Origin of the sequence: Actinotalea endophytica (genome assembly GCF_025717005.1) — a bacterium.
Lineage (GTDB): Bacteria > Actinomycetota > Actinomycetes > Actinomycetales > Cellulomonadaceae > Actinotalea.
In genome coordinates, this window is sequence record NZ_JAOVZU010000003.1 from 1 (window position 1) to 26045 (window position 26045).

Here is a 26045-nt window from a genome sequence, read left to right on the forward strand (position 1 = left end):
ATGGTCACCGACCGACCGGGTCCGCATGCGGCGACGCGGCCGCCGAAGGACGCCGCGTCGCCGCCGGGCTGCCGGCAGACCGCCGCGACCGCAGCGCCCGGGTCGCCGATCAGGGCCGTACCCAGGGCGGCGAGCGCCGCCACGTCGTCGGCCCGCGCCGAGGGCGTGGGGTCCCGCCGACCGGGCTCACCCAGGTCCACCAGCACCGGCCCGTGCTCGGTGAGGACCACGGCGCCGGTGTCGAGAGCACCGTGCACCAGTCCTGCGTCGTGCAGGGCCGCGAGGGCGCCCGCGAGAGGCTCGAGCACACCGACGGCCTCCTCCGGGTCGAGCGGTTCCCGTGCAGCGAGCAGGACGTCGAGGTCGGTCCCCGGTTCGGCGGAGACGAGGACGGCGACGTCGCCGTCCGCCAGGTCCAGCACGGGCCCGGCCTGCGCGAGGTACGGGTGGTCGATCCGGCTCAGTCGGGTCGCGCGCTGCCGGGCCGCCTCGGCACGCACGGCCGGGACCTCGGTGACCGCCCACCGGCTCCCGTCCGGGGCCAGCGCGGTCCAGCGGGGTGCTCCCGTGCCTCGTCCGAGCGGTCCGGCGGGGCGCAGCCCGGCCTCCCGCAGGGCGGCGGCGACGCGGGGCGGCACGAGGTGGTCCACCGCGCCATCACAGCAGCGCGGCCGAGCGCAGGGCCGTCGTCCACAGGCCCGGTCGGACGACGCCACATCACGGCGCCGCCCGTCCCGGGCCCGTCAGTCGGCGATCCTGCGGTGCCACGGCCACCAGACCACCCGGCCCAGGTCGTGGACCACCCCGGGAACCAGGAGCGTGCGCACCACCAACGTGTCCAGCAGCACGCCGAACGCGACGATGAACGCGATCTGCGCGAGAAAGAGCAACGGGATGACGGCGAGCGCACCGAACGTCGAGGCGAGCACGAGCCCGGCGCTGGTGATCACGCCGCCGGTCACGGCAAGCCCCCGCCGGACCCCCTCGCGGGTGCCGTGCCGCAACGACTCCTCCCGGACCCGGGTCATCAGGAAGATCGAGTAGTCGATGCCGAGCGCGACGAGGAACACGAAGCCGTAGAGCGGAACGGTCGCGTCCGCTCCGGGGAAGCCGAGCACGTGGTTGAACACGAGCGCGCTGACCCCCAGCGTGGCGCCGAACGACAGCAGGTTGGCCACCACGATGAGCACCGGCGCGAGCACGGCGCGGAGCAGGAAGATCAGCACGACCAGGATCACCGCGAGGACCGACGGCACGATCACCCGCAGGTCGCGCGCGCTGGTCTGCTGGGTGTCCAGCCGCTGCGCCGCCGCGCCGCCGACCAAGGCGTCGGGTGCGACCTCGTGCACCGCGGTCCGCACCTCGGCGACGACGTCGGACGCCTCCTGGGTCTCCGCGGCCGCCTGCGTGACGACCTGAACGAGCACGCGACCGTCGACGACCACGGGGTCGGCCGTCTCTCCCCCACCCGCGCCCGGCGGACCCGACTGCGCACCGGTGTAGGGCGTGGCCGAGATGACGCCGGGCACCGACGCCGCCGCCGCGACCACGGCGTCGACCTCGCCCTCGGGCACGATGACCGTCGCGGGCTGCACGACACCGGCGTCGAAGTGCTGCGCGAGGACCTTCTCGCCGGCCACCGAGTCCACCGCGGTGAGGAACACGTCCGACTCCCCGGTGCCCTGCGCCTTGAAGGTGGGGACGAACGCGGAGGCGAGCAGCAGCGCGCCTGCTGTGACCACCCAGACCCGGCGCGGGTGACGCCCGATCAGCCCGGCGACCCGACCCCACACGCCTGAGCGGGCCTCGAGGTGCTCGAGCGGTTCGGCGCCCTCGACGTCGTCCGGGTCAGCGGTGTCCGCGGGGTGCGGCATGCGGGGCCAGAAGATCCACCGCGCGTAGCGTCCGCCGACCAGCAGCAGCGCGGGAAGCAGCGTGAGGGACGCGACGAACGATGCGGCGATGCCGATCGCGGCGACCGGCCCGAGGCTGGAGTTCGACCGCAGGTCCGACAGCAGCAGGCACAGCAGGCCGGCGATCACGGTCCCGGCGCTCGCCGCGATCGGCTCGATCGAGGCACGGATCGCACGACCCATCGCCCGGTGCGGTGCGGCGATCCAGCGGAGCTCCTCGCGGTACCGCGCGACGATGAGCAGCGAGTAGTCCGTGGCGGCACCCACCACGAGGATGAACAGGATCCCCTGGCTCTGCCCGTTCAGGACCAGCACGTCGTTGGCGGCGAGCTGGTAGACCACGAGTGCGGCACCGGCCAGGGCGAACAGCGAGGTGAAGAGGACCGTGAACGGCAGGCTCGGTGAGCGGTAGACGAGCACGAGGATCACGAACACCACGCCGAGGGCGACGAGCAGCAGCAGCGAGTCGATCCCGCCGAACGCGGAGACCAGGTCGGCGACCGCTCCGGCCGGGCCGGTCACGTGCACGGTGAGCCCGGCGTCGGCGAGCGGCGTCGCGGCGTCCCGGAGCTCGGCGACCACGAGGTTGACCACGCGTTCCTCGCCGATCTGCTCGGACGCGCTGGCAGCGTCGAGCACGACCGTGACGAGCGCCGCCTCGCCGTCCTGGGAGGGCACCACGACCACGGGCGCGGCGAGCACGTCGGACACCGTGCCGTCGCCGAGCGGGAGCGCCCCGACCCCGTCGGCGTAGGTCTGCATGGCGGCCAGCTGGTCGGCGGACATCGCGCCGTCCGCCTCGGCCACGACGAGTGCGGGCAGGGTCTCGGAGTCGGAGAAGGCTGCGGCGGCCTCGGCGGCGCGGGTCGACTCGGCACCGGAGGGCAGGAACGACGCCGCGTCGTTCTGCTGGACGTCGGACAGGCGCCCGATCGACATCCCTCCGACCGCCCCGATCCCGAGCCAGGCGGCGATGACGATCACGATGGCGAGGCCGCGCAGCAGGCCGCGTCGGGTTTCATTGCTAAGCATGCTGAGTATGATCGGGGACTAGCGTGAGCCGCACAACCGGAACCGCAGGGAAGGTGGCCGTGACCCCTCACGAGCAGCCGTCCTCGGGCACCGCGACCGCCCTGCCGTCCAGTGCGACGGAAGCGCACCGCCCGCCCGAGCAGTGGCCGACCGGGCGGCTCTTCTCTGCCGTGGCCCGGCGCATCGAGCGCGAGTGGAACAACCACCTCGCGCACTGGGACCTGAACCACGCGTCGTTCCCCGTGCTCGCACTGCTGTCCGGAGGCCCGCTCTCCCAGCGTCAGCTCGCGCTCGCCTCGGGGGTCACCGAGCAGACCATGAGCCGCGTGCTCGCCCGCCTGGAACGGCAGGGCTACGTCGAGCGGCACGCGCACGAGACCGATCGCAGGCGGCACGAGGTCCACCTCACCGAGTCCGGCTTCGCCGCGCTGCTCGACGCGGGCGACGCGGACGTGGCCGAGGCGATGACCGTCCGCGGCCTGGACGCGGCACAGATCCAGACGCTGCGCGGCGTGCTCCTGACGATGCTCGCCGAGCGGCCGCGGCCCGGAGCGCCCGGCGAGGACCAGCACGCCGCGGACTGCGAGGACGACGACGCCGATGGCTGAGCACCACGTCCGCGTCCTCGCGCTGCCGGACCGCCCGGTCGACTACCGGGCGGCCTGGGACCTGCAGCGCGAGGTGCACGAGCTCGTCGCCCGCGGTGCCGAGCCGGACACCGTGCTGCTCGTCGAGCACACCAGCGTCTACACGGCGGGCAAACGCACCGCGCGGTCGGACCGGCCGATCGACGGCACCCCGGTGGTGGACGTCGACCGGGGCGGACGGATCACCTGGCACGGACCCGGCCAGCTGGTCGCCTACCCGATCGTGCGCCTGGCCGAGCCGGTGGACGTCGTGGGCTACGTCCGTGCGCTCGAACAGGCCGTCATGGACACGTGCTCGGACCTCGGGGTGCCGACCGTCCGGGTCGAGGGACGGTCCGGCGTGTGGTGCCCGGCGACCGCGGACCGCCTCGAGCGGAAGGTCGCCGCGATCGGCGTCCGGGTCGCCCGAGGCGTGACGATGCACGGCCTGGCGCTCAACTGCGACCCCGACCTCGCGGCGTTCGACCGGATCGTGCCGTGCGGCATCAGCGACGCGGACGTCACGTCGCTCAGCGCCGAGCTCGGCCGCGACGTCACGATCGCCGAGGTCGAGCCCGTCCTCACCGGCCGGCTGCTCGCCGCGCTGGACGGCGTGCGGGCGGCCGCTCGGCCGACGGGCGGCGTCGCGGCGCTCACGTAGGCTTGGCCGGTGACTGTCGCACCCGAGGGACGCCGGATGCTGCGGGTCGAGGCCCGCAACGCCGAGACGCCGATCGAGAAGAAGCCCGAGTGGATCAAGACCCGGGCGACCATGGGCCCGGAGTACTCCGAGCTCAAGGGCCTGGTCCGCCGCGAGGGTCTGCACACGGTCTGCGAGGAGGCCGGCTGCCCGAACATCTTCGAGTGCTGGGAGGACCGCGAGGCGACCTTCCTCATCGGCGGGGACCAGTGCACCAGGCGGTGCGACTTCTGCCAGATCGACACAGGCAAGCCCGCGGCGTTCGACCGCGACGAGCCGCGCAGGGTGGCCGAGTCGGTCCAGGCGATGGGCCTGCGCTACTCGACCGTCACGGGCGTCGCACGCGACGACCTGCCCGACGGTGGCGCGTGGCTCTACGCCGAGACGGTCCGCCAGATCCACACGCTCAACCCGGGCACCGGCGTCGAGCTGCTCATCCCCGACTTCAACGCGGAGCCGGACGCCCTGGCCGAGGTGTTCTCGTCGCGGCCGGAGGTGCTCGCGCACAACCTCGAGACCGTGCCGCGGATCTTCAAGCAGATCCGCCCGGGCTTCCGGTACGAGCGGTCGCTCTCGGTGCTCACCGCCGCGCGTGACGCGGGCCTGGTCACCAAGTCGAACCTCATCCTCGGCATGGGCGAGACCGACGCCGAGGTGGTCGAGGCGCTCGCCGCACTGCGCGCCGCGGGCTGCGACCTGGTCACCATCACGCAGTACCTGCGCCCGTCGGTGCGCCACCACCCGATCGACCGCTGGGTGCGACCCGAGGTCTTCGTCGCCCTCGCGGACGAGGCCGAGCGGCTCGGCTTCGCGGGTGTGATGTCCGGACCGCTGGTGCGCTCGTCCTACCGCGCAGGCCGGCTGTGGGCCCAGGCCATGGCACGGTCCGGGCGGCCGATCCCGGCCCACCTGGCCCACCTGGCGGCTCCGTCGACCGCCCGCCAGGAGGCCGCGAGCCTGCTCGCCCGATGAAGGCCCGCGCCGCGTCGAGGTCCCGGTCCGTACGCCACTAGACTTGCGCCCCATGGCACGTGGCGAGTCGACCCCCAAGCCCCGCAAGCAGCGCTGGTACAACCAGCTCTGGCAGGTCTTCCAGTTCACGCGGCGGGTTGACCCCGCCGTCGTCTGGTGGATGCTGGCCACGTTCGCCGGCGTCATGGCGCTCGCACTGCTCATCGGCGTGCTCGTGCACCAGGTCGTCTACCTGCTCATCGTCGGGTTCCCGTTCGCGCTGCTCGGCGCGATGTACCTGCTCGCGCGGCGCGCCGAGACGGCGAGCTACCGCTCGATCGAGGGTCAGCCCGGCGCCGCCCTGGCCGCGCTCCGCTCGATCCGCAGCGGGTGGGAGTTCCCGGAGGAGCCCGTCGCCATCGACCCGCGCACGCAGGACATGGTGTTCCGCGGTGTGGGTCGCGCCGGCGTCGTGCTCGTCGGCGAGGGTCCCAGCGGACGGGTCGGCAAGCTGCTGGAGAACGAGCGCAAGAAGGTCGCCCGGGTCCTGCCGAACGTGCCGATCCACCTCCTCGAGGCGGGCAACGGCGAGGGCCAGGTCCCGCTGCGCAAGCTGCCGACGCGCGTGCGCAAGCTCAAGGCGACGCTGACCAAGGCGGAGACCGCCGAGGTCACCAAGCGGCTCAAGGCCCTCGGCGGCATGCGGATGCCGGTGCCGAAGGGGATCGACCCGATGCGCGCCCGCCCGGACCGCAAGGGCATCAAGGGCCGCTGAGGCGGGCCCCGGGCGCGGCGCCGGGTCAGCGCCGCACGATCGCGGTCGAGGCCGCCAGGTCGTGCAGGCCGCGGCCGTCGCGGTTCCACACCACGGGCGGGATCACCAGGCACAGCAGCGCGGTGCGCACCGCACCGGCGAGCAGCCCGGGCGGACCGGGCAGCGGGCGGCGGACACCCTCCGGGTCGACCGCCAGGCGCACGACCCGCAGTCCGAGCAGCCGGTGGCCGAGCGTGTGGCCGAGCAACGAGACGAACACCGCGGTGCTCCCGGCGAAGACCGCGAGCGTCGCCCAGCTCTGCGCGGCGAGCACGCCCGACTGACCGGGTTCGGGCCAGAAGATCGACGCCACCGCCATCGACAGCGCCCAGTCCACGACGAGCGCGACGACCCGGCGCCCGACCGGAGCGAGCGATCCCGACCCTTGGGACGGGAGTCCGAGGGTTGAACTCTCCCGAGGCTCACGGGTGCCGGGAGTACCCTCCAGCCAGGAGCCGAAGTCCTCGCGTCTCGGTGCCATCCGGCCAGCCTAGTGACAGGCTGGGGCGGCCGGTGTTCGACGGAAACCTCGCCGAAACAGGTGCCACACCGTGGGGTAACCCCGTGCCCCTAGCGTCGTGGCCGACGCGGTCCCCATCGTCTTGCCAAGGGAGAGAACCGGATGTTCAGTTCCGCCGACGAAGTCATGGCATTCATCAAGGAGGAGGACGTCAAGTTCGTCGACGTCCGCTTCTGCGACCTGCCTGGCGTCATGCAGCACTTCAACGTCCCCGCGGAGTCCGTGGACGCCACGTTCTTCTCCGAGGGCCAGATGTTCGACGGCTCGTCGATCCGCGGCTTCCAGGCGATCCACGAGTCGGACATGAAGCTCCTGCCCGACCTGACCACCGCCTACGTCGACCCGTTCCGCGTCGAGAAGACGCTCGTCGTGAACATGTCGATCGTCGACCCCTACACGGACGAGCCCTACAGCCGTGACCCGCGCCAGATCGCGGCCAAGGCCGAGGCCTACCTGAAGTCGACCGGCATCGCCGACACGGCCTTCTTCGCCCCCGAGGCCGAGTTCTACATCTTCGACGACATCCGCTTCTACACGAGCCAGTCGCAGAGCTTCTACTACATCGACTCCATCGAGGCCGCGTGGAACACCGGCCGCAAGGAGGAGGGCGGCAACCTCGGCCACAAGACGCCCTACAAGGGTGGCTACTTCCCCGTCCCGCCGGTCGACCACTTCGCCGACCTGCGCGACGAGATCGTGCTCGAGCTGAACAAGGTCGGCCTCGACGTCGAGCGCTCGCACCACGAGGTCGGCACCGCCGGCCAGGCCGAGATCAACTACCGCTTCGACACGCTGGCCAAGTCCGCGGACAAGGTCATGCTGTTCAAGTACCTCGTCAAGGGCGTCGCCGACCGTGCGGGCCGCACTGCGACCTTCATGCCGAAGCCGCTCTTCGGTGACAACGGCTCGGGCATGCACTGCCACCAGTCGCTGTGGAAGGACGGCGAGCCGCTGTTCTACGACGAGAAGGGCTACGGCGGCCTGTCCGACATCGCGCGCTGGTACATCGGCGGTCTGCTGAAGCACGCCCCGTCGCTGCTGGCGTTCACCAACCCGACCGTGAACTCGTACCACCGCCTGGTGCCGGGCTTCGAGGCCCCGGTCAACCTGGTCTACTCGGCCCGCAACCGGTCCGCGTGCATCCGCGTCCCCGTCACCGGGTCGAACCCGAAGGCCAAGCGCATCGAGTTCCGCGTGCCGGACCCGTCGTCGAACCCGTACCTGGCGTTCGCGGCGATGCTGATGGCCGGCATCGACGGCATCAAGAACAAGATCGAGCCGCCGGAGCCGGTCGACAAGGACCTGTACGAGCTGCCCCCGGAGGAGCACGCCAACATCGCCCAGGTCCCCGGCTCGCTCAACGAGGTGCTGGACAACCTGGAGAAGGACCACGACTGGCTGACCGAGGGCGGTGTCTTCACCGAGGACCTCATCGAGACGTGGATCGACTACAAGCGGGCCCACGAGATCGACGCGCTGCGCCTGCGGCCGCACCCGCACGAGTTCGAGCTGTACTACGACGTCTGAGCACCTCCGCTCAGCGGGCCGCGTGCTGGCCCGCTGACCCGGACGAACGGCGCCCCGGCCACCCTTGCGGTGACCGGGGCGCCGCACGTGTGCCCCGAGCCGATCAGGCTCCCATCCGGCGCAGCTCGAGCGTCGCCGGGTCGTCCGGCGGCAGCCACATCGGGGCCCGGGCCGCGGCGGCTGGTTCGAGCCAGGCGTTGTCCGCCGCCAGGGCTCGCGCCGTGCTGATCAGGTCGGCCGTCTCCTGGGACGGCTCCTCGTCGCGCCAGGCAAGGGACCAGGGGTAGTACGGCTGCGCCTCCTCCGGCCAGTAGACGGGGAGCCCGACCGCCGCGTAGCGCTCGGCGTAGCTCAGGAACTCGAGACATCGCGACCGGTCGGTGTCCCGCGTGAGCCGCGCGAGGCAGTGGCTGAACGCCCCGGGCGTGCCGAGCCACCGCAGTGAGATGTCGAGATCGCTCTCGAGCGCGGTGAGGTAGTCGCCGTGCACGTTGTAGCTGCCCGACTCGGGCGGGTCGCCGAAGACGTCGAGCGGACGGGCGCGCAGCGACGCACTGCCTTCCCGCTCGTCATCGGGGCGACCGACCAGGACGAGCGGCTCCAGTCGCAGGAGGCAGTGGGACCAGCCGACCGGATGCATCGCAACCATGCGGGAGGTGACACGCAGGATCGCGACGTCGAGACGACGCTGGAGCAGGGCGTCGAGCTGGGCGGCGCTGTCCAGGGCGTGCTCGCGCAGCTCGGCGTGCGGATGCGCGCGCAGATATGCGTCCGCGACCGCACGACTCGTCCCGAGCTCGAAGATGTGCGCCATGCGCACGACGTCGGGCTGCCCGGATCGCTGCATGCCCTGGGCGATCGCGAGCAGGCGGCGGGCGTCCCCCAGGAAGCTCTCGCCGCGGGGGGTGAGCCGGACGTGGCGGCTGTCGCGCACGAAGAGCGGTGCGCCGACCTGGTCCTCGAGCTTGCGGACCTGCTTGGAGAGCGCAGGCTGGCTGATGTACAGCCGCGCGGCGGCGCGCCCGAAGTGGAGCTCGTCGGCCACCGCGACGAAGTAGCGGACCAGCCGCAGGTCCAAGTCGTCCATCCGGGCCTCCGGCACGGTCCCCTGGGCGATGGGCACGGTGCCCGACGCGGCTCACGGTAACTCCGCGCGTGACGACGCCGACAGGGCGCTGCGGTTATCGATCACGACCGAACAGGTCTTGGACACCGCGCTCCGCGCGCCGGTTGGCTGAAGCACCGCCGAGGCTGTCGCCGCGGCACGCTCGCCACGACCGGAAGGAACGACGATGGACGCACCTGGAAGGCCGGTGGTGTTCATCCACGGCCTCTGGCTCCATGCCACCAGCTGGGAACCGTGGCTGGCCCTGTTCCGCGACGCGGGCTACGACCCCGTGGCACCCGGCTGGCCGGGCGAGCCCGCGACGGTGCAGGAGGCACGCGAGCAGCCCGACGCAGTCGCCGACCTGAGCATCGATGACGTGACCGGGCACTTCGCCGCGATCGTCGACGAGCTCCCCGCCGCCCCGGTGCTCGTCGGCCACTCGTTCGGCGGGCTCATCGTGGAGAAGCTTCTCGGCCAGGGGCGTGGCGCCGCCGGCGTCGCGATCGACCCTGCCCAGATCAAGGGTGTGCTCCCGCTCCCGCTCGCCCAGCTGCGGGCGGGCCTGCCGGGTCTGGGCAACCCCGCGAACCTGCACCGTGCCGTGTCGTTGACGCGGGCCGAGTTCCGGTTCGGGTTCGGGAACGCACTGAGCGAGGAGGAGTCGGACGCCCTGCACGAGCGGTGGACGATCCCCTCGCCGGCCCGGCCGCTGTTCCAGGCCGCCGTGGCCAACTTCGCGCTGCACTCGCAGGCGCAGGTCGACACCGACAACACCGCGCGCGGACCGCTCCTGCTGATCTCGGGCACCGCCGATCACACCGTTCCCGACGTCGTCACCAGGTCGACCCTCAAGCAGTACCGCGACAGCACCGCCGTCACCGAGCTCACCCAGTTCGAAGGACGGGGCCACTCCCTCACGATCGACCACGGCTGGCAGACCGTCGCCCAGGGCGTGCTGTCGTGGCTGTCGTCCCAGGGGCTCTGAGGTCATGGACCTCGGTCTCGCAGGAGCCGTCGCGGTGGTCACGGGCGCGAGCAAGGGCATCGGCCTTGCGGTCACGAGGGCGCTCGTCCAGGAGGGTGTCCGCGTGATCGCGGGCTCGCGCGGCACGAGCGACGAGCTCCGCGCTCTCGTTCGGGACGGTGCCGTCGAGCACGTCACGGTCGACCTGGCCACGGCGGCCGGGGCCGCGGCGCTGGTCGAGGCGGCGCTGCGTCACGGGAGGCTGGACGTCCTGGTCAACAACGTCGGCGCGGTCACACCGCGGTTGGCCGGCTTCCTCGCCGTCACCGACGACCAGTGGCTCGCCTCGCTGACCGCGAACCTGATGGCCGCCGTGCGGGTGACCCGGGCCGCGCTGCCGGCCATGATCGCGGCCGGTGACGGAGTGGTCCTGACGATCAGCTCGGTGAACGCGGTCCTGCCCGACCCCTCGGTGATCGACTACGGCGCCGCCAAGGCGGCGCTGACCAACGCCTTCAAGGCCCTGTCGAAGGAGGTGTCACCGCTCGGGATCCGGGTGAACACGGTCAGTCCCGGCCCCGTCGCGACCGACCTGTGGCTCGGCGACGGCGGCGTCGCGGCCGCCGTCGCGCACGCCACCGGCGACGAGCCCGAAGCCATCGCGGCTCGTGCCGCGGCCGAGAGCCCCACCGGACGGTTCACCCGGCCCGACGAGGTGGCCGACCTCGTGCTCTTCCTCGCGAGCCGGCGCGCGCAGAACATCACCGGTGCCGATGTGACGATCGACGGCGGGTTGATCACCACGACCTGAGCGTCGACCGTCGTCCGCTGACGTCACCGACCCGGCCGGGTGCGGCGCGGGGCCGGCCGGGCGGAGGCCGCGGCGTACCCTGGCGCCGTGAGGCTGCCGCTGCCCGATCCGGGCGATCTGGGCACCACCGACTGCGAGCAGCTTCGGGACGCAGTGCTGGCCCAGCCCGTCGGTGCCCTCACGAGCCTGGGCTACGTCGCCGGCGGTGGCTTCCTGCTGTGGCGCTGGCGGACCCTGCCGGCTCGGCAGCGCACGGCGGCCGTGACCTACGCGGGGCTGCTCGCCGCGGTGGGTGCCGGGAGCTTCGCGTTCCACGGACCGCAAGGCCCCGGGTCGAAGCTCGCGCACGACCTGCCGATCGCCCTGCTGCTCACCGAGGCCGCCGCGGTGCCGCTCGTCAGGCTCGCGGCCCGCCGTCGGGTCCTGCGGCCGGCGTCACCTGCGACGCGCGTCGCGCTGACCGGGCTGACCGGGCTCGCCGTGGCGGCGTACGCAGCAGGACGGACCGGCAGCCCGGTGTGCGATCCCGAGTCGCTGCTCCAGGCGCACGGGCTCTGGCACGTCACGGGGGCCGCGGTCCTGGCCCTGTGGGGGACGCTGCTCTGGCCGGCGCCGCAGGACGCGCCGCAGGGCGCGGGTGCCGCCGTGAGCGAGGACGCACCCGAGCGGACCTGACCGCATGCCGGGGCGACGCCGGACCGCTCAGCCGAGCAGCAGGTCGCGCTCGCGCGCGAACGCGTCGTCGTCCAGGTCGCCGTCGTCGTGCGCGGCGACCAGTCGTGCCAGCCGCACCTGCGGATCCCCGGGGTCGACCCGCCTCGCGGCTGCGGCCGCCGGGTCGCCGACGGGGCGTGCCAGGAGCCACAGTGAGGCTGCGGGGAGCCACACCGTCACCGCCACGAGCCAGAGGACCCGAACCGGCGCCCGCAGCCCGGGGCGTCGCACCACGTCGACGAGGACGTAGAGCCACACGAGCGCGGTCGGCACGACGATCCAGAAGATCGTGTCGGCGGGCACGCCCATCAGCATGGCGGCCTCACAGGGCAGCCCGCACGGCCGCGAGCACACCGTCACGCAGCGCCCTCGCCTCGTCCACCGGTCCGCCGCGGCGCCGGGAGAACCACCAGCGACGCCACGTGCGCCAGACCGTGATCGCGCGCTCCGCGAGCGCGACCGTCGCAGCCAGGAACGCCGGCGCGAGCAAGGCGACGACAGCGCCCTCCCACCGGCCCCAGCTGGTCCAGGTGGCGACCGAGACCCACACCCATTCGGCGACGAAGACGACGAACGCGACCAGCGGCATGATCGTCGCCCGCATCGCCGGTGCGGCCGGGATCAGCCGCGTCGCCTGTGTGAGGGCGTAGGGCACGAGCCCGAGCGCCGCACCGACGAGCGCGTAGGGCAGCAGGAGGAGCGCGATCACCAGATCGGCCACGGTGTCCCGGCCGGTGTGCTGCGGACCGGTCAAGGCGTAGTCGTCCGTGCGCAGACGGCTCAGGGCCGCGCGGTACAGCTCCGCCTGCTCCTGCAGGTGCGACCGCACCGGGTCGGGTCGTCCCGCGAGGCGTGATCCCAGCTCGTCGACCAGGGCGAGCGGGACGTCGTCAACGGGGTCGGCCGGGCTCGCGGCGCGGCGCAGCGCGACCTCGGCGCCCAGCTGCAGCGCACGGGCCTGCTCCCACGAGCCGTAGTCGGGCGCGGCGGCACGTAGGTGCGCCGAGATCCGCTCGGTCAGGTCTCCGACCGCTGCACGGTTGTCGGCGCCGAGCGGCTCACCCGCCGACTCCAGGTCTCCTCCCACGTCGTCGAGGTCGATCGGCTCGCCCCACACGACGAGCACGCGGCTGCGGAACGCCGCCTTGTCCGCGTAGTGGATCCCGACCGGCTGGATGACCAGTCCCTCGGCCCCCGCAGCCCGCGCGCCCAGCGCGATCCGAGCCGCACCCGTCTTGACCGGGGCGATGAAGGGGTCGTCCTGCGTGACGCCCTCGGGGAAGATCAGCACCGAGCCGCCCTCGCCGAGCGCGTCGTAGCACGAGCGGAACATGTCGTCGTTCGACGTGCGCCCGCCGCCCTTGTCGACCTTGCGGTGCACCGGGATCGCGCCGATCCACCGCATCAGCGACCCGACCACCGGGAACGTCCAGATCACGTCCCGGGCGACGATCCTCGGGAAGCGCTCGGCGAGGTAGATCAGCAGGATCGCGTCGGCGAAGCCGCCGAAGTGGTTGGCGACCGTGATCACCGGACCGGAGGGCGGAGCCGACCAGCCCGAGACCTCGACGTCGCGGTACACGAGCCGCGCGACGATCGCGGCGATCCGCCGTGCCACGCGGGGACCCCAGCCCGGCTTCACGAGGCGCTCCCGGCGCCGGCGGCGAACGTGCCCATCGCGGGTCATCCTGCCACCTCCCGACCTACCGCCGGCGGTCGGTCGGGCCGTGGGCGCCGTGAGACCGGACCCCGGGCCGAGGCGACGCCCGCCACGCATCCACCGCACCCACGACCGGCGTGCGCCCGAGCCCCTGTGGCTCGCCGTATGCTCCGTGCAGTCCCGGGGTCGATGGTCCCCGGTGGCAGGGGGGAACGATGGCGATCGGTGTGCCTGTGCGGGCGCGGGCGGTGCTGGGCTCGGGGGTACGCCGGGCGCGCCGGGAGTGGCAGTGGTGGCGCGCCGGTGGGCTGCAGCTGCGGCGAGCAGAACCGGATGGCTTCGGCCACCTCGTCGCGGAGCACGCGACCCCGCTCTTCCGCACGCTGTCCGGCCTGGACGACGACCTGCAGCGCGGCAAGGTGGTCAACCTGCGTCTGGCCACCGCCCGGCTGGACGGGCTGGTGCTCGAGCCCGGGCAGCGGCTGTCCTTCTGGTACCAGGTCCGCCGGCCCACGCGGCGTCGCGGCTTCGTCGACGGCCTGGTGCTCGACCACGGCCGCCTGACGGCCGGCACCGGCGGAGGCCTGTGCCAGGCCACCAACCTGCTGTACTGGCTGACCCTGCACACACCGCTCGAGATCGCCGAGCGATGGCGGCACAGCTACGACGTCTTCCCCGACTCGAACCGCACCCAGCCGTTCGGCAGCGGTGCCACCTGCGCCTGGCCGACCCTGGACCTGCAGGTGGTCAACCCGACGAGCGCACGGTTCCGCCTCGCGCTCCGGGTCACCGAGACCGAGCTGGTCGGCCAGTGGTGGTCGGACCGGCCGACCGGCCTGAGCTACCAGGTCTACGAGGCGGCCCACGTCATCGAGCCGCGCCCCGACGGCGCCTTCGTGCGCCGCAACCTGCTGCGACGCCGGACCTTCGACGCGCACGGCTCGGAGCTCGCCGACGAGGTCGTGGCCGCCAACGAGGCGCTGATGCGATACCGGCCCTACCTGCCGAGCCGCGCCGAGGCGGGACCGGGCACACCGGAGGATGTGGGCCGCGCATGACCAATCTCATCGCGGGCCTCCTGCTCGCCGTCACCGCCCTGGCGATGACGGCACTCGTCCTGACGCGTGCCGTTCGCGCGGAAGCCCGCGGACAGCGCTCGACCGTCGGCCGGGCCTCCGGCGTCGCACTGATCGCCGTCGTGCTCACCGGCGCCTGGTGGCTCCTCGTCCCGGCGACTGTGCGAGGCGGCGCCGTGTGCACGCTTCCGCCGCTCGCGGCGTTCTACCCCGACGCGATGAACGAGCTCACCACCGCGGACCCGTGCTTGGGCGCCGGGCTCCTGCGCGTCGCGGTCGTGGCCGTCCTGGTGCTCGCGGCATCGGCTGCGTGCTGGCTCGGGTACTCGGCGCGGGCGCGTGCAACGCGGAGCGGCGGGACCGCGACGACCTAGGGGGACGGGCCGGGTGGACCCATCCGCCGTGGGCTCGGCTGCGAACCACGGGTACGCCGACGTCGCTCCGGTCGACAACGAGCACGCCCGGCGGCACGCTCGATGCGACGGAGGTGTGGCCCATGGAGCAGGACCTGTCCCCCGGTTCCGACCCGGCACCCCGGCGGCGGGCTGCCGCGGCTCTCGCCGGCCTGCTCGCCGCGGTCGTCACGTTCGGCGTCGGCCACCTGGTCGCGGGCATCGTCGACCCGCCCGCCAGCCCGTTGGCCTCACTGGGCGACACGTTCATCGACCTGACGCCGGAGTGGCTCAAGGAAGCCGCGATCGCGGCGTTCGGCACGCACGACAAGCTCGCGCTCCTGGTCGGCATGGTGGTGGTCGTCGGGATCGCGGCGGCGCTCGTCGGGGTCCTCGCGCTGCGACACCTGGGGGTGGCGCAGGGGATCGTCGTGGTCCTCGGGGCGGTCGCCGGCATCGCCGCGCAGACCCGCCCGCAGACCGGCCAGCTCGCGCTCTTCCCGAGCCTCGTCGGGGCGGCCGCCGGCGCGTTCGCGCTGCGGTGGCTGATCCTGCGGCTCACCGGACCCGGGACCGAGCCCGCCGACGTCCGGGACACCGGACGACGCGCGTTCCTCGGGGCGGCCGCCGCCGTGGGCGTGGTGGGCGTGCTCAGCGCGATCGGCGGGACCGTGATCGCCGGGGCGCGCAGCACCGCCGCCGCCGTCAAGGCGCTGGTGCTGCCGGCCGCCGCGCGGCCCGCGCCGCCGGTCCCGGCGGACGCCCAGTCCCCCGTCGCCGGCGTCGTCGACGTCGTCACCCCGAACTCGACGTTCTACCGGATCGACACCGCCTTCACCGTCCCCCAGGTCGATCCCGACACGTGGCGGCTGCGGGTGCACGGCCTGGTCGACCGCGAGGTGACGCTGACCTTCGACGACCTGCTCGCGAGCGACCTGGTCGAGGCGTACGTCACGCTCACGTGCGTGTCGAACAGCGTCGGCGGCGACCTCGCGGGCAACGCGAAGTGGCTCGGCCTGCCGGTCCGGGAGGTCCTTGCGATGGCGGGTCCGCAGGCCGACGCGGACATGGTCCTGTCCCGCAGCGTCGACGGGTTCACCGCGTCCACCCCGCTCGAGGTGCTCACCGACGACCGCGACGCGCTGCTGGCGGTCGGGATGAACGGTCAGCCGTTGCCCGCCGAGCACGGTTTCCCGGTGCGCATGGTCGTCCCCGGCCTCTACGGCTACGTGTCCGCCACCAAGTGGGTGAGCGACCTCGAGGTCACGCGCTTCGCCGACGCGACCGCCTACTGGACCGTGCGGGGCTGGTCCGAGCGGGGCCCGGTCAAGCTGGCCTCCCGGATCGAGGTGCCGCGCAGCGGTTCGACCGTGGACGCCGGCCCGGTGGACGTCGGTGGCACCGCATGGGCCCAGCACACCGGAATCTCCGGCGTCGAGGTCCAGGTCGACGACGGACCGTGGCAGCCCGCGACGCTCGCCGGCGAGATCTCGGTGGACGCCTGGCGGCAGTGGTCCTGGCGGTGGGCGGACGCCACGTCCGGTCGTCACCTGCTGCGGGTCCGCGCCATCGACAACGACGGCATGACGCAGACCGGAGAACGGAGTCCGGCCATCCCGGACGGCGCGACGGGGTGGCACGAGATCTCGGTCTTCGTCGCGTGACAGGGTGGGGCGCGTGACAGACCACCATCACCCGGGAGGCCACTCCGCGGCCGGTTCGGCCGCGGAGCCGGCGCAGGCGGGGTCCGTGCACGCCGCCGTCGTGGTCGCCTCGGACCGGTGCGCAGCCGGCGAGGCGGTCGACGCCTCCGGACCGGTGGCCGTCGCTGGGCTGCGCGCCGCGGGTTTCGACGTCGCGGACGCGACCGTCGTGCCCGACGGTGTGCCCAGCGTGCGCGGCGCGATCGAGGACGCGGTGAGCGCCGGAGCGCGCGTCGTGCTCACCTCCGGGGGCACCGGCGTGGGGCCGCGCGACCGAACGCCCGAGGCCACCGCCGCGCTGCTCGAGCGCCAGCTGCCGGGCATCGCCGAGGCGCTGCGCCGCGCGGGCGCCGAGCAGACCCCCGCGGCGGTGCTCAGCCGCGGGGTCGCAGGGGTGACCGCGTCCGGCGCGGTCGTGGTGAACCTGCCGGGCAGCCCGCGCGCCGTGCAGCAGGGGCTGGAGATCGTCCTGCCACTGCTGCCGCACCTGCTGGACCAGCTGGCCGGAGGTGACCATTGAGCTGCGTCCGTGCCCGGATCGACCCGGCGCCGCTGGACGTCGCCGAGCACGTGGCGGCGGTCTCGCATCCCGCTGCCGGTGCCGTCGCGACCTTCGTCGGTCAGGTCCGTGACCACGACCCGGCCGTCGACGGTGAGGTGGTGGCGCTGGAGTACTCGGCTCACCCCGACGCCGAGGCGGTCCTGACCCGGATCGCGACCGAGTCCGCCCGCGACGGCGTGCTGGGGATCGCGGTCAGCCACCGGGTCGGGCGCCTCGCGGTCGGCGAGCTCGCGGTGGTCGCCGCCGTGGCGACCGCGCACCGGCAGCTCGCGTTCGAGGTCTGCGCGGACCTCGTCGAGCGCCTCAAGGCCGAGCTGCCCGCGTGGAAGCGCGAGGTGCTGGTCGACGGTCGTGCCGTGTGGGTGGGCCTGTGAGCGCCCTCGTCGACGGCTTCGGGCGGGCGCACCGCGACCTGCGGATCTCGCTCACCGACCGCTGCTCGCTGCGCTGCACCTACTGCATGCCCGAGCAGGGGCTGCCCTGGCTCCCCCGCCCGAGCATGCTCAGCACCGACGAGCTGGTCCGGGTCGCCGCCGTCCTGGTCGGCATGGGGGTCTCGGAGATCCGGCTGACCGGCGGCGAGCCGCTGCTCCGCGCCGACGTGGTGGACGTCGTCGCGCGGCTCGCGGCGCTCGAGGGTCCGCACGGGCGCCCCGAGCTCTCGATGACCACGAACGGCCTGCGCCTCGCGGAGCTGGCCGCTCCCTTGCGCGCGGCCGGGCTGAGCCGGGTGAACGTCAGCCTCGACACGCTCGACCCGGACCGGTTCGCACGGCTCACCCGACGCGACCGCCTGCCCGACGTGCTGACCGGGCTGGCCGCCGCCACCGAGGCCGGCTTCGCACCGGTCAAGGTCAACGCGGTCGTGATGCGCGAGGTCAACGACGACGAGGTCGTCGACCTGGTGCGGTTCGCACTGCGGCACGGGTACCAGATGCGGTTCATCGAGCAGATGCCACTGGACCCCGACCACCGGTGGGACGGTGCCGCGATGGTGACCCAGGCGGAGATCCTCGGGCGCCTGCGGTCGGCCTTCCGGCTCACGCCGCTCGACGGCCGCGGCGCCGCCCCCGCGCGGCTGTGGCAGGTCGACGACGGGCCCGGGACCGTCGGGGTCATCGCCTCGGTGACCGCGCCGTTCTGCGCGGCCTGCGACCGGCTCCGGCTCACCGCCGACGGACAGCTGCGCTCCTGCCTGTTCGCGCGCACCGAGACCGACCTGCGCTCGGCGGTCCGGGCGGGGGCCGACGACGACGCCATCGCCGGGGCGGTGGCCGCCTGCCTGGCCGGCAAGCGGGCCGGCCACGGGATCGGCGAGCCCGGGTTCGTCCAGCCGGAGCGCCCGATGAGCGCGATCGGCGGCTGATCAGCCCCCCGCGAAGGGCGGCAGCACGTCGACCACGGCGGCGGGCGCGACCGGGTCGTCGGCCGCGTCGAGGCGGCGGCCGTCGGCGAGCAGGGCGCACCGGTCGAGCACCCGCGCCAGCCCGCCACCGTGCCGGGCGACGAGCTCGGCGACCAGGAGGTCCCGCGTCGCGGCCTCGACCGTCTCCTCGGCGACGCCCGCCGCCTCCTGGGCGGCCGCGAAGTAGCGCACCCGGGTCACGGCTCACGCCGCCAGTCGCCCGAGCGGCCACCGGACTTCGACTCGAGCCGCACGTGCTCGATCCGTGCGTCCCGGTCCAGCCCCTTGACCATGTCGACGACCGCCAGGGCCGCGACCGCGACCGCGGTCAGGGCCTCCATCTCGACGCCGGTCCGGTCCGCGGTGCGCACGGTCGACCGGATCTGCACCCCGCTGTCCGTGACCTCCAGGTCCACCACCGCGCCGTGCACGCCGATCACGTGGGCCAGCGGCAGCAGGTCCGGGACACGCTTCGCGGCCGCGATCCCCGCCACCCGGGCGACCGCGAGCACGTCACCCTTCGGCACGTCACCCGCCCGGAGCGCCGCGACCACGTGCGGTGCACAGACCACGACCCCGCTCGCGGACGCCTCCCGCACGCTCGGCTGCTTGCCCGTGACATCCACCATCCGGGCCTGCCCGGCGGAGTCCAGGTGGCCGAAGGGCTGCTCGCTCATCCGTCGGTCCTCATCACCGGGACAGTCTGCCCCGCACGCACCTCGGCCACGTCCGCCGGCACCACCGCGAGCCCGTCGGCGCGCGCGAGCCCGGCCACCAGGTGCGAGGCCGAACCACCGGCCGAGGCGCGGCGAGCCGTCGTGCGACCGGCCTCCGTGCCGAGCGCCACCGGCATGTACTGGGCCCGGCCGGGCGGCGTCCGCCAACCGTCGAGCACCACCGCCGGTTCGGTCGGCCGGTCGCGGTCGGTCAGGCCGCGCAGTCGGCGGACCACGGGGCGCACCAGCACCTCGACGCCGACGAAGGCGCTGACCGGGTTGCCGGGCAGGCAGAGCACGGGCGTCCCGCCCGGCAGCCGCCCGGCGCCCTGCGGCTTGCCCGGCTGCATCGCGACCTCGACGAACTCCACCCCCGGTGCGAGCGCCAGCTTCACCACGTCGTGGTCGCCGACGCTCGCCCCGCCGGTCGTGACCACCAGGTCCACCTCGCCGTCGAGCCGGTCCAGCACCGCGCGCAGGGCCTCGACGTCGTCCGGGACGACGGCGACGTGCGGCACGTCCGCTCCCGCGGAGCGCAGCTGCGCGGCGAGCAGCACCGAGTTCGAGTCGTGGATCTGCCCGCGGCGCAACGGCTCGCCCGGCGGCACGAGCTCCGCGCCGGTCGACACCACGGCCAGGCGGGGCCGCCGATGCGCCCGGAGCGTGCCGACGCCGGCTGCGACCGCCGCGGCCAGGTGCCGCGCGCCGAGCTCGAGGCCGCGCTCGAGGACCATGTCACCGGCCGCGACGTCGTCGCCGCGGTGCCGGACGAAGTCTCCGGCCACGGCGGCGTGCCGGATCCCCACGACCGGCGCACCGCGGTCGGTGTCCTCCTGGCGCACCACGCTGTCCGCGCCGGGCGGCAACGGCGCGCCGGTCATGATGCGCACGGCGGTCCCGGGGTCGACCACCGGCGTCCGCGCACTCCCCGCGGCGACCTCGGCGACGACCCGCAGCGACACCGGTGCCGCGGCACTCGCCGCCGCCAGGTCGGCGCTGCGCACCGCGTAGCCGTCCATCGAGCTCGAGTCCCACGCAGGCCGCGGCTCCCCCGCCGTCACGTCCGCGGCGAGCACGAGCCCGGCGGCGTCCGAGACGGGCACGTCGACCACCGGCGTGCCCGCGACGAGAGAGAGCACGACGGCGCGGTGGTCGGTGACGGAACGCACTCAGACCCCCACCCGTCGCACGGCTCGGCTCACGCGTCTCCTTCGCTCAGTACCGCGGAACGGATGGGTCGACCTCGGTGCTCCAGGCGTCGATGCCACCGACCAGGTGCGACGCGTCCCAACCGGCCGCGGCGAGCGCGAGGCCCGCCTGGCGCGACCGCACACCGAGATGGCAGAAGACCACGACCGGGAGGTCGGTCGGGATCGCACCTCGCCCACGTGGGTCGAGGACGTCGCGCAGCGGCACCGCGATCGCTCCCTCGATGGACGCCGTGGCTCGCTCGTACGGCTCACGCACGTCGACGAGCGTCACCGACCCGGCGGCGAGCAGATCGGCCAGCTCGCGCGGCCGGACCTCGCCCAGCGACGCCGTGGGACCCACCCGCGTGGGGCGCGCCGGGTCCGCGCCACCCGCAGAGCCACCGGGCGGCCCCATGCCGGCCCACGGCGCGACCGGCACCTGCGTGGTGCGTCCGCTCAGCGCATCGACCACGAGCACCCTGCCGTACAGCGGCGTCGGGATCCCGGTGACGAGCTTCACGACCTCGACCGCCATCAGTGAGCCGACCTGCCCGCACAGGGCGCCGAGCACACCGGCCTCCGCGCACGACGGCACGTCGCCGGCCGGGGGCGGCTCGGGGAACACGTCGCGCAGCTGGACCGGCGGCACCCCGTCGGGTGGCCGGCCCCAGAAGTCCGAGACCTGGGCGTCGAACCGCAGCACGGTGCCCCAGACCTCGGGCACCCCGGCCCGAACGCACGCGTCGTTCACCAGGTAGCGGCTGACGAACCCGTCCGTCGCGTCGACCACCAGGTCGTAGTCCGCGAACAGGTCGGACGGGTCGTCGACCAGGCGCACCGGGTGGACGTCGATGCCGATCCCGGGGTCCAGCGCGGCGATCCGCTGCGCCGCGACCTCGGCCTTCGGCCGGCCCACGTCGGCCGTCGTGAACAGGACCTGTCGCTGGAGGTTGGACAGCTCGACCTCGTCCCCGTCGACGACGCCCAGCCGGCCCACACCGGCCGCGGCGAGGTACTGCAGCACCGGCGCGCCGAGGCCACCCGCACCCACGACGCAGACCCGCGCCGCGCGCAGTCGCCGCTGCCCGATCTCGCCGAGCTCCGGCATCAGCAGGTGCCGCGACCAGCGCCGCACCTGCTCACCGTCGAGCGGCGGTCCCGGCTCGACGAGCGCAGGCAGGCGCACGGCACCGGTCCCCGCCGCTTCGGTCATGCGTCCGAGGCTAGCCCGGTCGGGCCCGCGGGCGAACGGCCGGCCGCCACCCGCTGGGCCGCACCGTTGGGATCGGCGGGTGCAGACCGTAGTCTCGGCCCCGTGACGCGCCGCTCGACGATCCCCGCGGCGCTGGGCCTCGCGGCGATCGCGGCCCTCGCGGCGTGCAGCCCGGCCGGGCCGAACGACACCGTCACGGTGCTCGCCGCCGCCTCGCTCACCGACGTCTTCACCGAGCTCGCCGAGGACTTCGAGGCCGGTCATCCGGGCGTCGACGTGCAGCTCAGCCTCGCCGGCAGCTCGACCCTCGCCGCCCAGGTCGTCGCCGGAGCACCCGCGGACGTGCTCGCCACGGCCAGCGCCGCCACCATGCAGACCGTGCTCGACGCCGACGCGGCCACGGCGTCCACCGTGTTCGCCCGCAACACGCTGATGATCGCGGTGCCACCGGGCAACCCCGGCCACGTCCGGGGCCCGGCCGACCTCGCCGACCCCGGCCTCTCGATCGCCCTGTGCGCACCCGAGGTGCCCTGCGGTGCCGCGGCACTCGACACGTTCGAGGCGATCGGCGTCGACCCCGCGCCGGACACCCTCGAGCCGGACGTCCGGGCGGTCCTGACCAAGGTCGAGCTCGGCGAGGTGGACGCCGGCGTCGTCTACCGCACCGACGTCCGGGCGGCCGGTGACCGGGTGGAGGGCGTCGCGCTCCCGGGTGCCGTGTCGACCGACTACGACCTCGCGGTGCTGACCGAGGCGCCGCACCCCGAGCTCGGCGCGCAGTTCGTCGCGCTCGTCCTGTCCCCCACCGGCGCCGACGCGCTCGCCCGCGCCGGCTTCCTGGCGCCGTGACCCGCCGACCGCGCCGTCGCGCCCCGGTCGGCCTGGTGGTCCCGGCCCTGGTCGGTGCCGCGTTCCTCGTCCTGCCGCTGGTCGCGCTCCTGGTCCGGGCGCCATGGGGCTCGATGGGTGCGCTGCTGACCGACCCGGCCGCGCTCGACGCGCTGCGCCTGTCGTTGGTCTCGGCCGGCGCCGCCACGGCCATCAGCCTCGTCCTGGGCGTCCCGCTCGCCTGGGTGCTCGCCCGCTCGGGGCTGCCCGGGATGCGCGCCCTGCGGGCGGCTGTGACGGTGCCGCTCGTGCTGCCACCGGTCGTCGGCGGGGTCGCACTGCTCCTCCTGCTCGGCCGGCGCGGGCTGGTCGGCCAGCACCTCGAGGCGCTCGGCATCCAGGTGCCGTTCACCACCGCCGCCGTGGTGCTCGCCGAGGCGTTCGTCGCCATGCCGTTCCTCGTGGTCTCCGTCGACGGTGCCCTGCGTGCGGCCGACCGGCGGGCCGAGGAGCTCGCGGCGACCCTCGGCGCGGGCCCGTTCCTGGTCGCGCGGCGCATCACGCTGCCCACGATCGCTCCCGCCGTCGCCGCGGGCGCCGCTCTGGCCTTCGCCCGGGCGCTCGGCGAGTTCGGTGCCACGATCACGTTCGCGGGCAGCTTCCCGGGCACGACCCGGACCATGCCGCTGGCGATCTACCTCGCGATGCAGCAGGACCCGGCGACCGCCGTCGCACTCTCGGTGGTGCTGCTCGCGGTCTCGGTGGCCGTGCTCGGGCTCCTTCGCGACCCCTGGCTGGTGCGCCCATGACGCTCGACGCCGACCTCCACGTGACCCGGGGCGAGTTCCGGCTCGCCGTCGCGGTGCACGCCGCTCCGGGCGAGACGCTCGCCGTGGTGGGCCCGAACGGCGCCGGCAAGACGACGCTGCTGCGCACCCTCGCGGGGCTGGAGCCCCTCGACTCCGGGCACGTCGTGGTGGACGGTGTCGCGTGGGACCGTCCGGCCACCGGGGTCCTGCTGCCCCCCGAGCGGCGTTCGGTCGGGCTGGTGGTCTCCGACCACGTGCTCTTCCCGCGCATGTCGGCGCTCGAGAACGTCGCGTTCGGGCTGCGCGCGCGGGGGACGTCCCGGGCGGAGGCACGTCGGCGGGCCGCGGAGTGGCTCGAGCGGCTCGGGCTGGCCGGCCACGCCGACCGCAGCCCGGCCGGGCTCTCCGGTGGCCAGTCCCAGCGGGTCGCCCTCGCGCGGGCGCTGATCACCGAGCCCGCGGTGCTGCTGCTCGACGAGCCGCTCGCGGCCCTCGACGCCGCGACGCGCCTCGAGATCCGGCAGGTGCTCGCCGAGCACCTGGCCGACTGGTCGGGCGTGTGCCTGGTGGTCACGCACGACCCGGTCGATGCGACCGTGCTGGCCGACCGGATCCTGGTGCTCGAGGACGGGACGGTCGCCCAGGACGGCCCCGCGGCCGTGCTCGCCCGCGCCCCGCGCACGTCGTGGGCTGCGACGCTGCTCGGGCTGAACGTCTACCCGGGCGAGGCCGACGGCGCAGTCGCGACCCTCGACGGCGGGGGGCTGCTGCGTCCGGCGGTCTGCCCGGTCGGGCGGGTGGTCGTCACGGTGCCACCCCAGGCCGTCGCACTGCACCGGGAGCATCCGGAGGGGTCGCCACGCAACGTGTGGCGCGCCCAGGTCGCCGAGCTCACCCGGCTCGGGCCCGTGGTCCGCGTCCGGCTCACCGGACCGCCGGACGCACTGGCCGACCTCACGCCGGGCGCCGTCGCCGAGCTGGGTCTCGCGCCCGGCTCGCAGGTGTGGGCCTCGGTGAAGGCCAACGAGGTGCACGCCGAGCCGGGCTGACCTCCGGCCGCCGTTCCCCTACGGTCGACATCGACGGCAGAACAGAGAGGGCGTGGCATGGACCCGCAGACCGGCGGAACGGACCATCACCCGGTCGCTCGCGTCCTGGCCTGGGTGTTCGGCATCCTCACCGGTGCCGCGACCCTGTTCCTGGGCTACGTCGTGGTCAGGTTCGTCACGGAGTTCTCCGGCTACACCGGCGAGGAGATGTCCATCGCGCTGACCGCCCTCGGCTTCGTGACGTTCATGACCCTGGTGCTGTGGTTGCTCTTCCTCATCCCATGGAACCTGCAGCGTCCGCCACGCCGACGCCGCTGACCGTCCGGGTCCCCCGCGCGCTCTGTCGACACGGCCGCAGCCGCGCCCTAGGTTCGGGGCGTCGAGGTGAGGAGAGCCACGCATGTCCGTGCAGCGGATCGACGCAGACCTGCTGATCCCGGGCCGAGGCGCGCCGGTGCGCGACGCGACCGTGGTCCTCGACGGGAGCACCATCACCTACGCGGGGCCGCGCGCGTCGGCACCCGCGACCGAGACCGCACCGACCGTCGTCCGCACCGTCATGCCGGGCCTGTGGGACTGCCACGCGCACCTTCTCGGGATGCTCTCGACCGACTTCAGCATGCTCGTCCGCGAACCCGACGCGCTGCGCGCCGCACGCGGCGTGCGCCAGGCCGCGGACGCGCTGGGCGCGGGGTTCACCAGCATCCGCGAGGTCGGCGGCTACGGCGTCTACCTCGCGCGGGCGATCGACGAGGGCACGATCCCCGGGCCGACGATCTACGGCGCCGGCGCGATGCTCAGCCAGACCGGCGGCCACGGCGACCTGCACGACATGCCGCTGGAGACCGTCACCGAGCTCTCGGCGCACCACGGCCCGCTCCAGCTGTGCGACGGCGTTCCCGAGTGCCTCAAGGCCGTCCGACTCCAGCTGCGCAAGAACGCCCGGGTGATCAAGGTGCACGCGTCGGGCGGGGTGCTCAGCGACCTGGACCACCCGGTCCACCAGCAGTTCTCCGGACCCGAGCTGCGCGCGATCGTCGAGGAGGCGGACCGGGCGGACCGGGTCGTCGCGGCGCACTGTCACGGCAAGCCGGGCATCATGGCCGCGATCGAGGCCGGCGTGCGGACGATCGAGCACGGCAGCTTCCTGGACGAGGAGTCGGCCGCCGCGATGGTCGAGAACGGCGTGATCCTGGTGGCGACGCGGTCGATCGTGGCCCGCCTCCTGGCGATGCTCGACCGGCTCCCGGAGTCCACGGCCCGCAAGGCCCGCGAGATCGCGGACGCGCACCTCGAGGCGATGCACCTCGCTCGGGAGGCCGGCGTCGCGATCGCCGCCGGGACCGACTTCGCGACCGCAGGGCCCGGCACGATGGTTCCCTTCGGCCGGAACGGCGAGGAGCTGGGGCACCTCGTCGCGGCCGGGTACAGCCCGCTCGAGGCGATCGAGGCAGCGACCGCCGCGGCGCCTGCGACCCTGGGGCCCCAGGCACCGCGCTCCGGTCTGCTCGCCGAGGGCTTCGACGCGGACGTCATCGCGCTCGACGTCGACCCGCTGACCGACGTCTCGCTGCTCGCCGGGCCCACGCACGTCACCCACGTCTGGAAGGGCGGCCGGGTCGCCAAGGCGCCGGTCGGCTGACCCGCCTCGCTCCGCGCCGACCGCTCCCGCGGAGCGGCCCGCTTCATCAACTCTTCACGGTCCTCGCTCTGGAGCCCTCATCCGGGCCCGAGACGCTGGAGGCGTCAACCTGAGCAGCGA

At 74.1% G+C, this 26045-nt stretch carries 29 protein-coding genes; 19 read left to right on the plus strand and 10 right to left on the minus strand.

The window, feature by feature from the left end; all coding sequences use genetic code 11:
• Both OEB99_RS05525 and OEB99_RS05530 read right to left on the minus strand, forming a co-directional pair.
• Window positions 1-650: protein kinase family protein (locus OEB99_RS05525; RefSeq protein WP_489667139.1), on the minus strand; the 650-nt coding region annotated here is incomplete at its 3' end.
• Window positions 651-743: 93 nt separating this feature from the next.
• Window positions 744-2945 (minus strand): MMPL family transporter, encoded by a 2202-nt coding sequence (locus OEB99_RS05530; protein ID WP_263508889.1) that lies wholly within the window; start codon window positions 2943-2945, stop codon window positions 744-746.
• 59 nt (window positions 2946-3004) lie between these two features.
• Here OEB99_RS05530 and OEB99_RS05535 point away from each other — a divergent pair, with 59 nt between their 5' ends.
• Genes OEB99_RS05535 through OEB99_RS05550 form a run of 4 tightly spaced genes read left to right on the plus strand, consistent with a single transcriptional unit; the run spans window position 3005 to window position 5997 of the window.
• Window positions 3005-3553: a MarR family winged helix-turn-helix transcriptional regulator gene (locus OEB99_RS05535; protein WP_263508890.1), complete on the plus strand. Its 549-nt coding sequence runs from the start codon at window positions 3005-3007 to the stop codon at window positions 3551-3553.
• Window positions 3546-4232, plus strand: coding sequence for a lipoyl(octanoyl) transferase LipB (gene lipB / locus OEB99_RS05540; protein WP_263508891.1), 687 nt, complete (start codon window positions 3546-3548; stop codon window positions 4230-4232). The genes OEB99_RS05535 and lipB overlap by 8 nt, the downstream gene beginning before the upstream one ends.
• Before the next feature lie 9 nt (window positions 4233-4241).
• Entirely contained in the window at window positions 4242-5243 is a 1002-nt protein-coding gene (gene lipA / locus OEB99_RS05545) for a lipoyl synthase (protein ID WP_263508892.1), read from the plus strand.
• A 52-nt stretch (window positions 5244-5295) separates the two neighbouring features.
• Window positions 5296-5997: a DUF4191 domain-containing protein gene (locus OEB99_RS05550; RefSeq protein ID WP_263508893.1), complete on the plus strand. Its 702-nt coding sequence runs from the start codon at window positions 5296-5298 to the stop codon at window positions 5995-5997.
• A 25-nt stretch (window positions 5998-6022) separates the two neighbouring features.
• Here OEB99_RS05550 and OEB99_RS05555 read toward each other — a convergent pair whose 3' ends face one another.
• The gene (locus OEB99_RS05555; RefSeq protein ID WP_263508895.1) at window positions 6023-6517 is read right to left on the minus strand and encodes an RDD family protein; all 495 of its coding nucleotides are present in this window, start codon (window positions 6515-6517) and stop codon (window positions 6023-6025) included.
• Window positions 6518-6658: 141 nt separating this feature from the next.
• On the opposite strand from OEB99_RS05555, the gene glnA reads away from it, so the two are divergent.
• The gene (gene glnA, locus OEB99_RS05560; protein ID WP_263508896.1) at window positions 6659-8083 is read left to right on the plus strand and encodes a type I glutamate--ammonia ligase; all 1425 of its coding nucleotides are present in this window, start codon (window positions 6659-6661) and stop codon (window positions 8081-8083) included.
• A gap of 103 nt (window positions 8084-8186) precedes the next feature.
• On the opposite strand, the gene OEB99_RS19720 is transcribed toward glnA, so the two are convergent.
• Window positions 8187-9170, minus strand: coding sequence for a LysR family transcriptional regulator (locus OEB99_RS19720; protein WP_318011389.1), 984 nt, complete (start codon window positions 9168-9170; stop codon window positions 8187-8189).
• A gap of 205 nt (window positions 9171-9375) precedes the next feature.
• Here OEB99_RS19720 and OEB99_RS05570 point away from each other — a divergent pair, with 205 nt between their 5' ends.
• The 3 genes from OEB99_RS05570 (at window position 9376) to OEB99_RS05580 (ending at window position 11641) form a co-directional block, all read left to right on the plus strand.
• A complete protein-coding gene (locus OEB99_RS05570) occupies window positions 9376-10176 on the plus strand; it encodes an alpha/beta hydrolase (RefSeq protein WP_263508897.1) in 801 nt (266 codons plus the stop codon).
• Window positions 10177-10180: 4 nt separating this feature from the next.
• On the plus strand, window positions 10181-10966 hold the full coding sequence (locus OEB99_RS05575) for an SDR family oxidoreductase (RefSeq protein WP_263508898.1): 786 nt from the start codon (window positions 10181-10183) through the stop codon (window positions 10964-10966).
• An 87-nt stretch (window positions 10967-11053) separates the two neighbouring features.
• Window positions 11054-11641, plus strand: coding sequence for a hypothetical protein (locus OEB99_RS05580; RefSeq protein WP_263508899.1), 588 nt, complete (start codon window positions 11054-11056; stop codon window positions 11639-11641).
• A 27-nt stretch (window positions 11642-11668) separates the two neighbouring features.
• Here the strand turns inward: OEB99_RS05580 and OEB99_RS05585 are convergent, their stop codons facing one another.
• Window positions 11669-11983: a hypothetical protein gene (locus OEB99_RS05585; RefSeq protein WP_263508900.1), complete on the minus strand. Its 315-nt coding sequence runs from the start codon at window positions 11981-11983 to the stop codon at window positions 11669-11671.
• 19 nt (window positions 11984-12002) lie between these two features.
• Window positions 12003-13298 (minus strand): 1-acyl-sn-glycerol-3-phosphate acyltransferase, encoded by a 1296-nt coding sequence (locus OEB99_RS05590; protein WP_263508901.1) that lies wholly within the window; start codon window positions 13296-13298, stop codon window positions 12003-12005.
• A gap of 257 nt (window positions 13299-13555) precedes the next feature.
• Here OEB99_RS05590 and OEB99_RS05595 point away from each other — a divergent pair, with 257 nt between their 5' ends.
• The 6 genes from OEB99_RS05595 to moaA all read left to right on the plus strand — a co-directional run bounded on the left by OEB99_RS05595 (window position 13556) and on the right by moaA (window position 18439).
• The gene (locus OEB99_RS05595) at window positions 13556-14398 is read left to right on the plus strand and encodes a VanW family protein (protein WP_263508902.1); all 843 of its coding nucleotides are present in this window, start codon (window positions 13556-13558) and stop codon (window positions 14396-14398) included.
• Window positions 14395-14790: a hypothetical protein gene (locus tag OEB99_RS05600; RefSeq protein WP_263508903.1), complete on the plus strand. Its 396-nt coding sequence runs from the start codon at window positions 14395-14397 to the stop codon at window positions 14788-14790. The genes OEB99_RS05595 and OEB99_RS05600 overlap by 4 nt, the downstream gene beginning before the upstream one ends.
• A 122-nt stretch (window positions 14791-14912) precedes the next feature.
• Window positions 14913-16472 carry a molybdopterin-dependent oxidoreductase gene (locus OEB99_RS05605; protein WP_263508904.1) on the plus strand — a complete coding sequence of 520 codons (1560 nt, stop codon included), beginning with the start codon at window positions 14913-14915 and terminating at the stop codon, window positions 16470-16472.
• Between the two features lie 100 nt (window positions 16473-16572).
• A complete protein-coding gene (locus OEB99_RS05610) occupies window positions 16573-17031 on the plus strand; it encodes a MogA/MoaB family molybdenum cofactor biosynthesis protein (RefSeq protein WP_263509428.1) in 459 nt (152 codons plus the stop codon).
• Window positions 17028-17447, plus strand: coding sequence for a molybdenum cofactor biosynthesis protein MoaE (locus OEB99_RS05615; RefSeq protein WP_263508905.1), 420 nt, complete (start codon window positions 17028-17030; stop codon window positions 17445-17447). The genes OEB99_RS05610 and OEB99_RS05615 overlap by 4 nt, the downstream gene beginning before the upstream one ends.
• Window positions 17444-18439, plus strand: coding sequence for a GTP 3',8-cyclase MoaA (gene moaA, locus OEB99_RS05620; RefSeq protein WP_318011390.1), 996 nt, complete (start codon window positions 17444-17446; stop codon window positions 18437-18439). Before OEB99_RS05615 ends, moaA begins: the two co-directional genes overlap by 4 nt.
• Here moaA and OEB99_RS05625 read toward each other — a convergent pair whose 3' ends face one another.
• The 4 genes from OEB99_RS05625 to OEB99_RS05640 are packed head-to-tail and all read right to left on the minus strand — an operon-like array spanning window position 18440 to window position 21597.
• Entirely contained in the window at window positions 18440-18679 is a 240-nt protein-coding gene (locus tag OEB99_RS05625; protein WP_263508907.1) for a MoaD/ThiS family protein, read from the minus strand.
• Window positions 18676-19155, minus strand: a complete 480-nt coding sequence (gene moaC, locus OEB99_RS05630; RefSeq protein ID WP_263508908.1) for a cyclic pyranopterin monophosphate synthase MoaC — start codon at window positions 19153-19155, stop codon at window positions 18676-18678. The genes OEB99_RS05625 and moaC overlap by 4 nt, the downstream gene beginning before the upstream one ends.
• On the minus strand, window positions 19152-20363 hold the full coding sequence (locus tag OEB99_RS05635; RefSeq protein ID WP_263508909.1) for a molybdopterin molybdotransferase MoeA: 1212 nt from the start codon (window positions 20361-20363) through the stop codon (window positions 19152-19154). Before OEB99_RS05635 ends, moaC begins: the two co-directional genes overlap by 4 nt.
• A 46-nt stretch (window positions 20364-20409) precedes the next feature.
• A complete protein-coding gene (locus OEB99_RS05640) occupies window positions 20410-21597 on the minus strand; it encodes a ThiF family adenylyltransferase (protein ID WP_263508910.1) in 1188 nt (395 codons plus the stop codon).
• Window positions 21598-21699: 102 nt separating this feature from the next.
• Here OEB99_RS05640 and modA point away from each other — a divergent pair, with 102 nt between their 5' ends.
• The 5 genes from modA to OEB99_RS05665 all read left to right on the plus strand — a co-directional run bounded on the left by modA (window position 21700) and on the right by OEB99_RS05665 (window position 25925).
• Window positions 21700-22446, plus strand: a complete 747-nt coding sequence (modA, locus tag OEB99_RS05645) for a molybdate ABC transporter substrate-binding protein (protein WP_263508912.1) — start codon at window positions 21700-21702, stop codon at window positions 22444-22446.
• Window positions 22443-23234, plus strand: a complete 792-nt coding sequence (locus tag OEB99_RS05650) for an ABC transporter permease (RefSeq protein ID WP_263508913.1) — start codon at window positions 22443-22445, stop codon at window positions 23232-23234. Before modA ends, OEB99_RS05650 begins: the two co-directional genes overlap by 4 nt.
• A complete protein-coding gene (locus OEB99_RS05655; RefSeq protein WP_263508914.1) occupies window positions 23231-24283 on the plus strand; it encodes a sulfate/molybdate ABC transporter ATP-binding protein in 1053 nt (350 codons plus the stop codon). Before OEB99_RS05650 ends, OEB99_RS05655 begins: the two co-directional genes overlap by 4 nt.
• A gap of 57 nt (window positions 24284-24340) precedes the next feature.
• Window positions 24341-24601, plus strand: coding sequence for a hypothetical protein (locus tag OEB99_RS05660; protein WP_263508916.1), 261 nt, complete (start codon window positions 24341-24343; stop codon window positions 24599-24601).
• 82 nt (window positions 24602-24683) lie between these two features.
• Window positions 24684-25925 (plus strand): metal-dependent hydrolase family protein, encoded by a 1242-nt coding sequence (locus tag OEB99_RS05665; protein ID WP_263508917.1) that lies wholly within the window; start codon window positions 24684-24686, stop codon window positions 25923-25925.
• The last annotated feature ends 120 nt before the right edge of the window (window positions 25926-26045 follow it).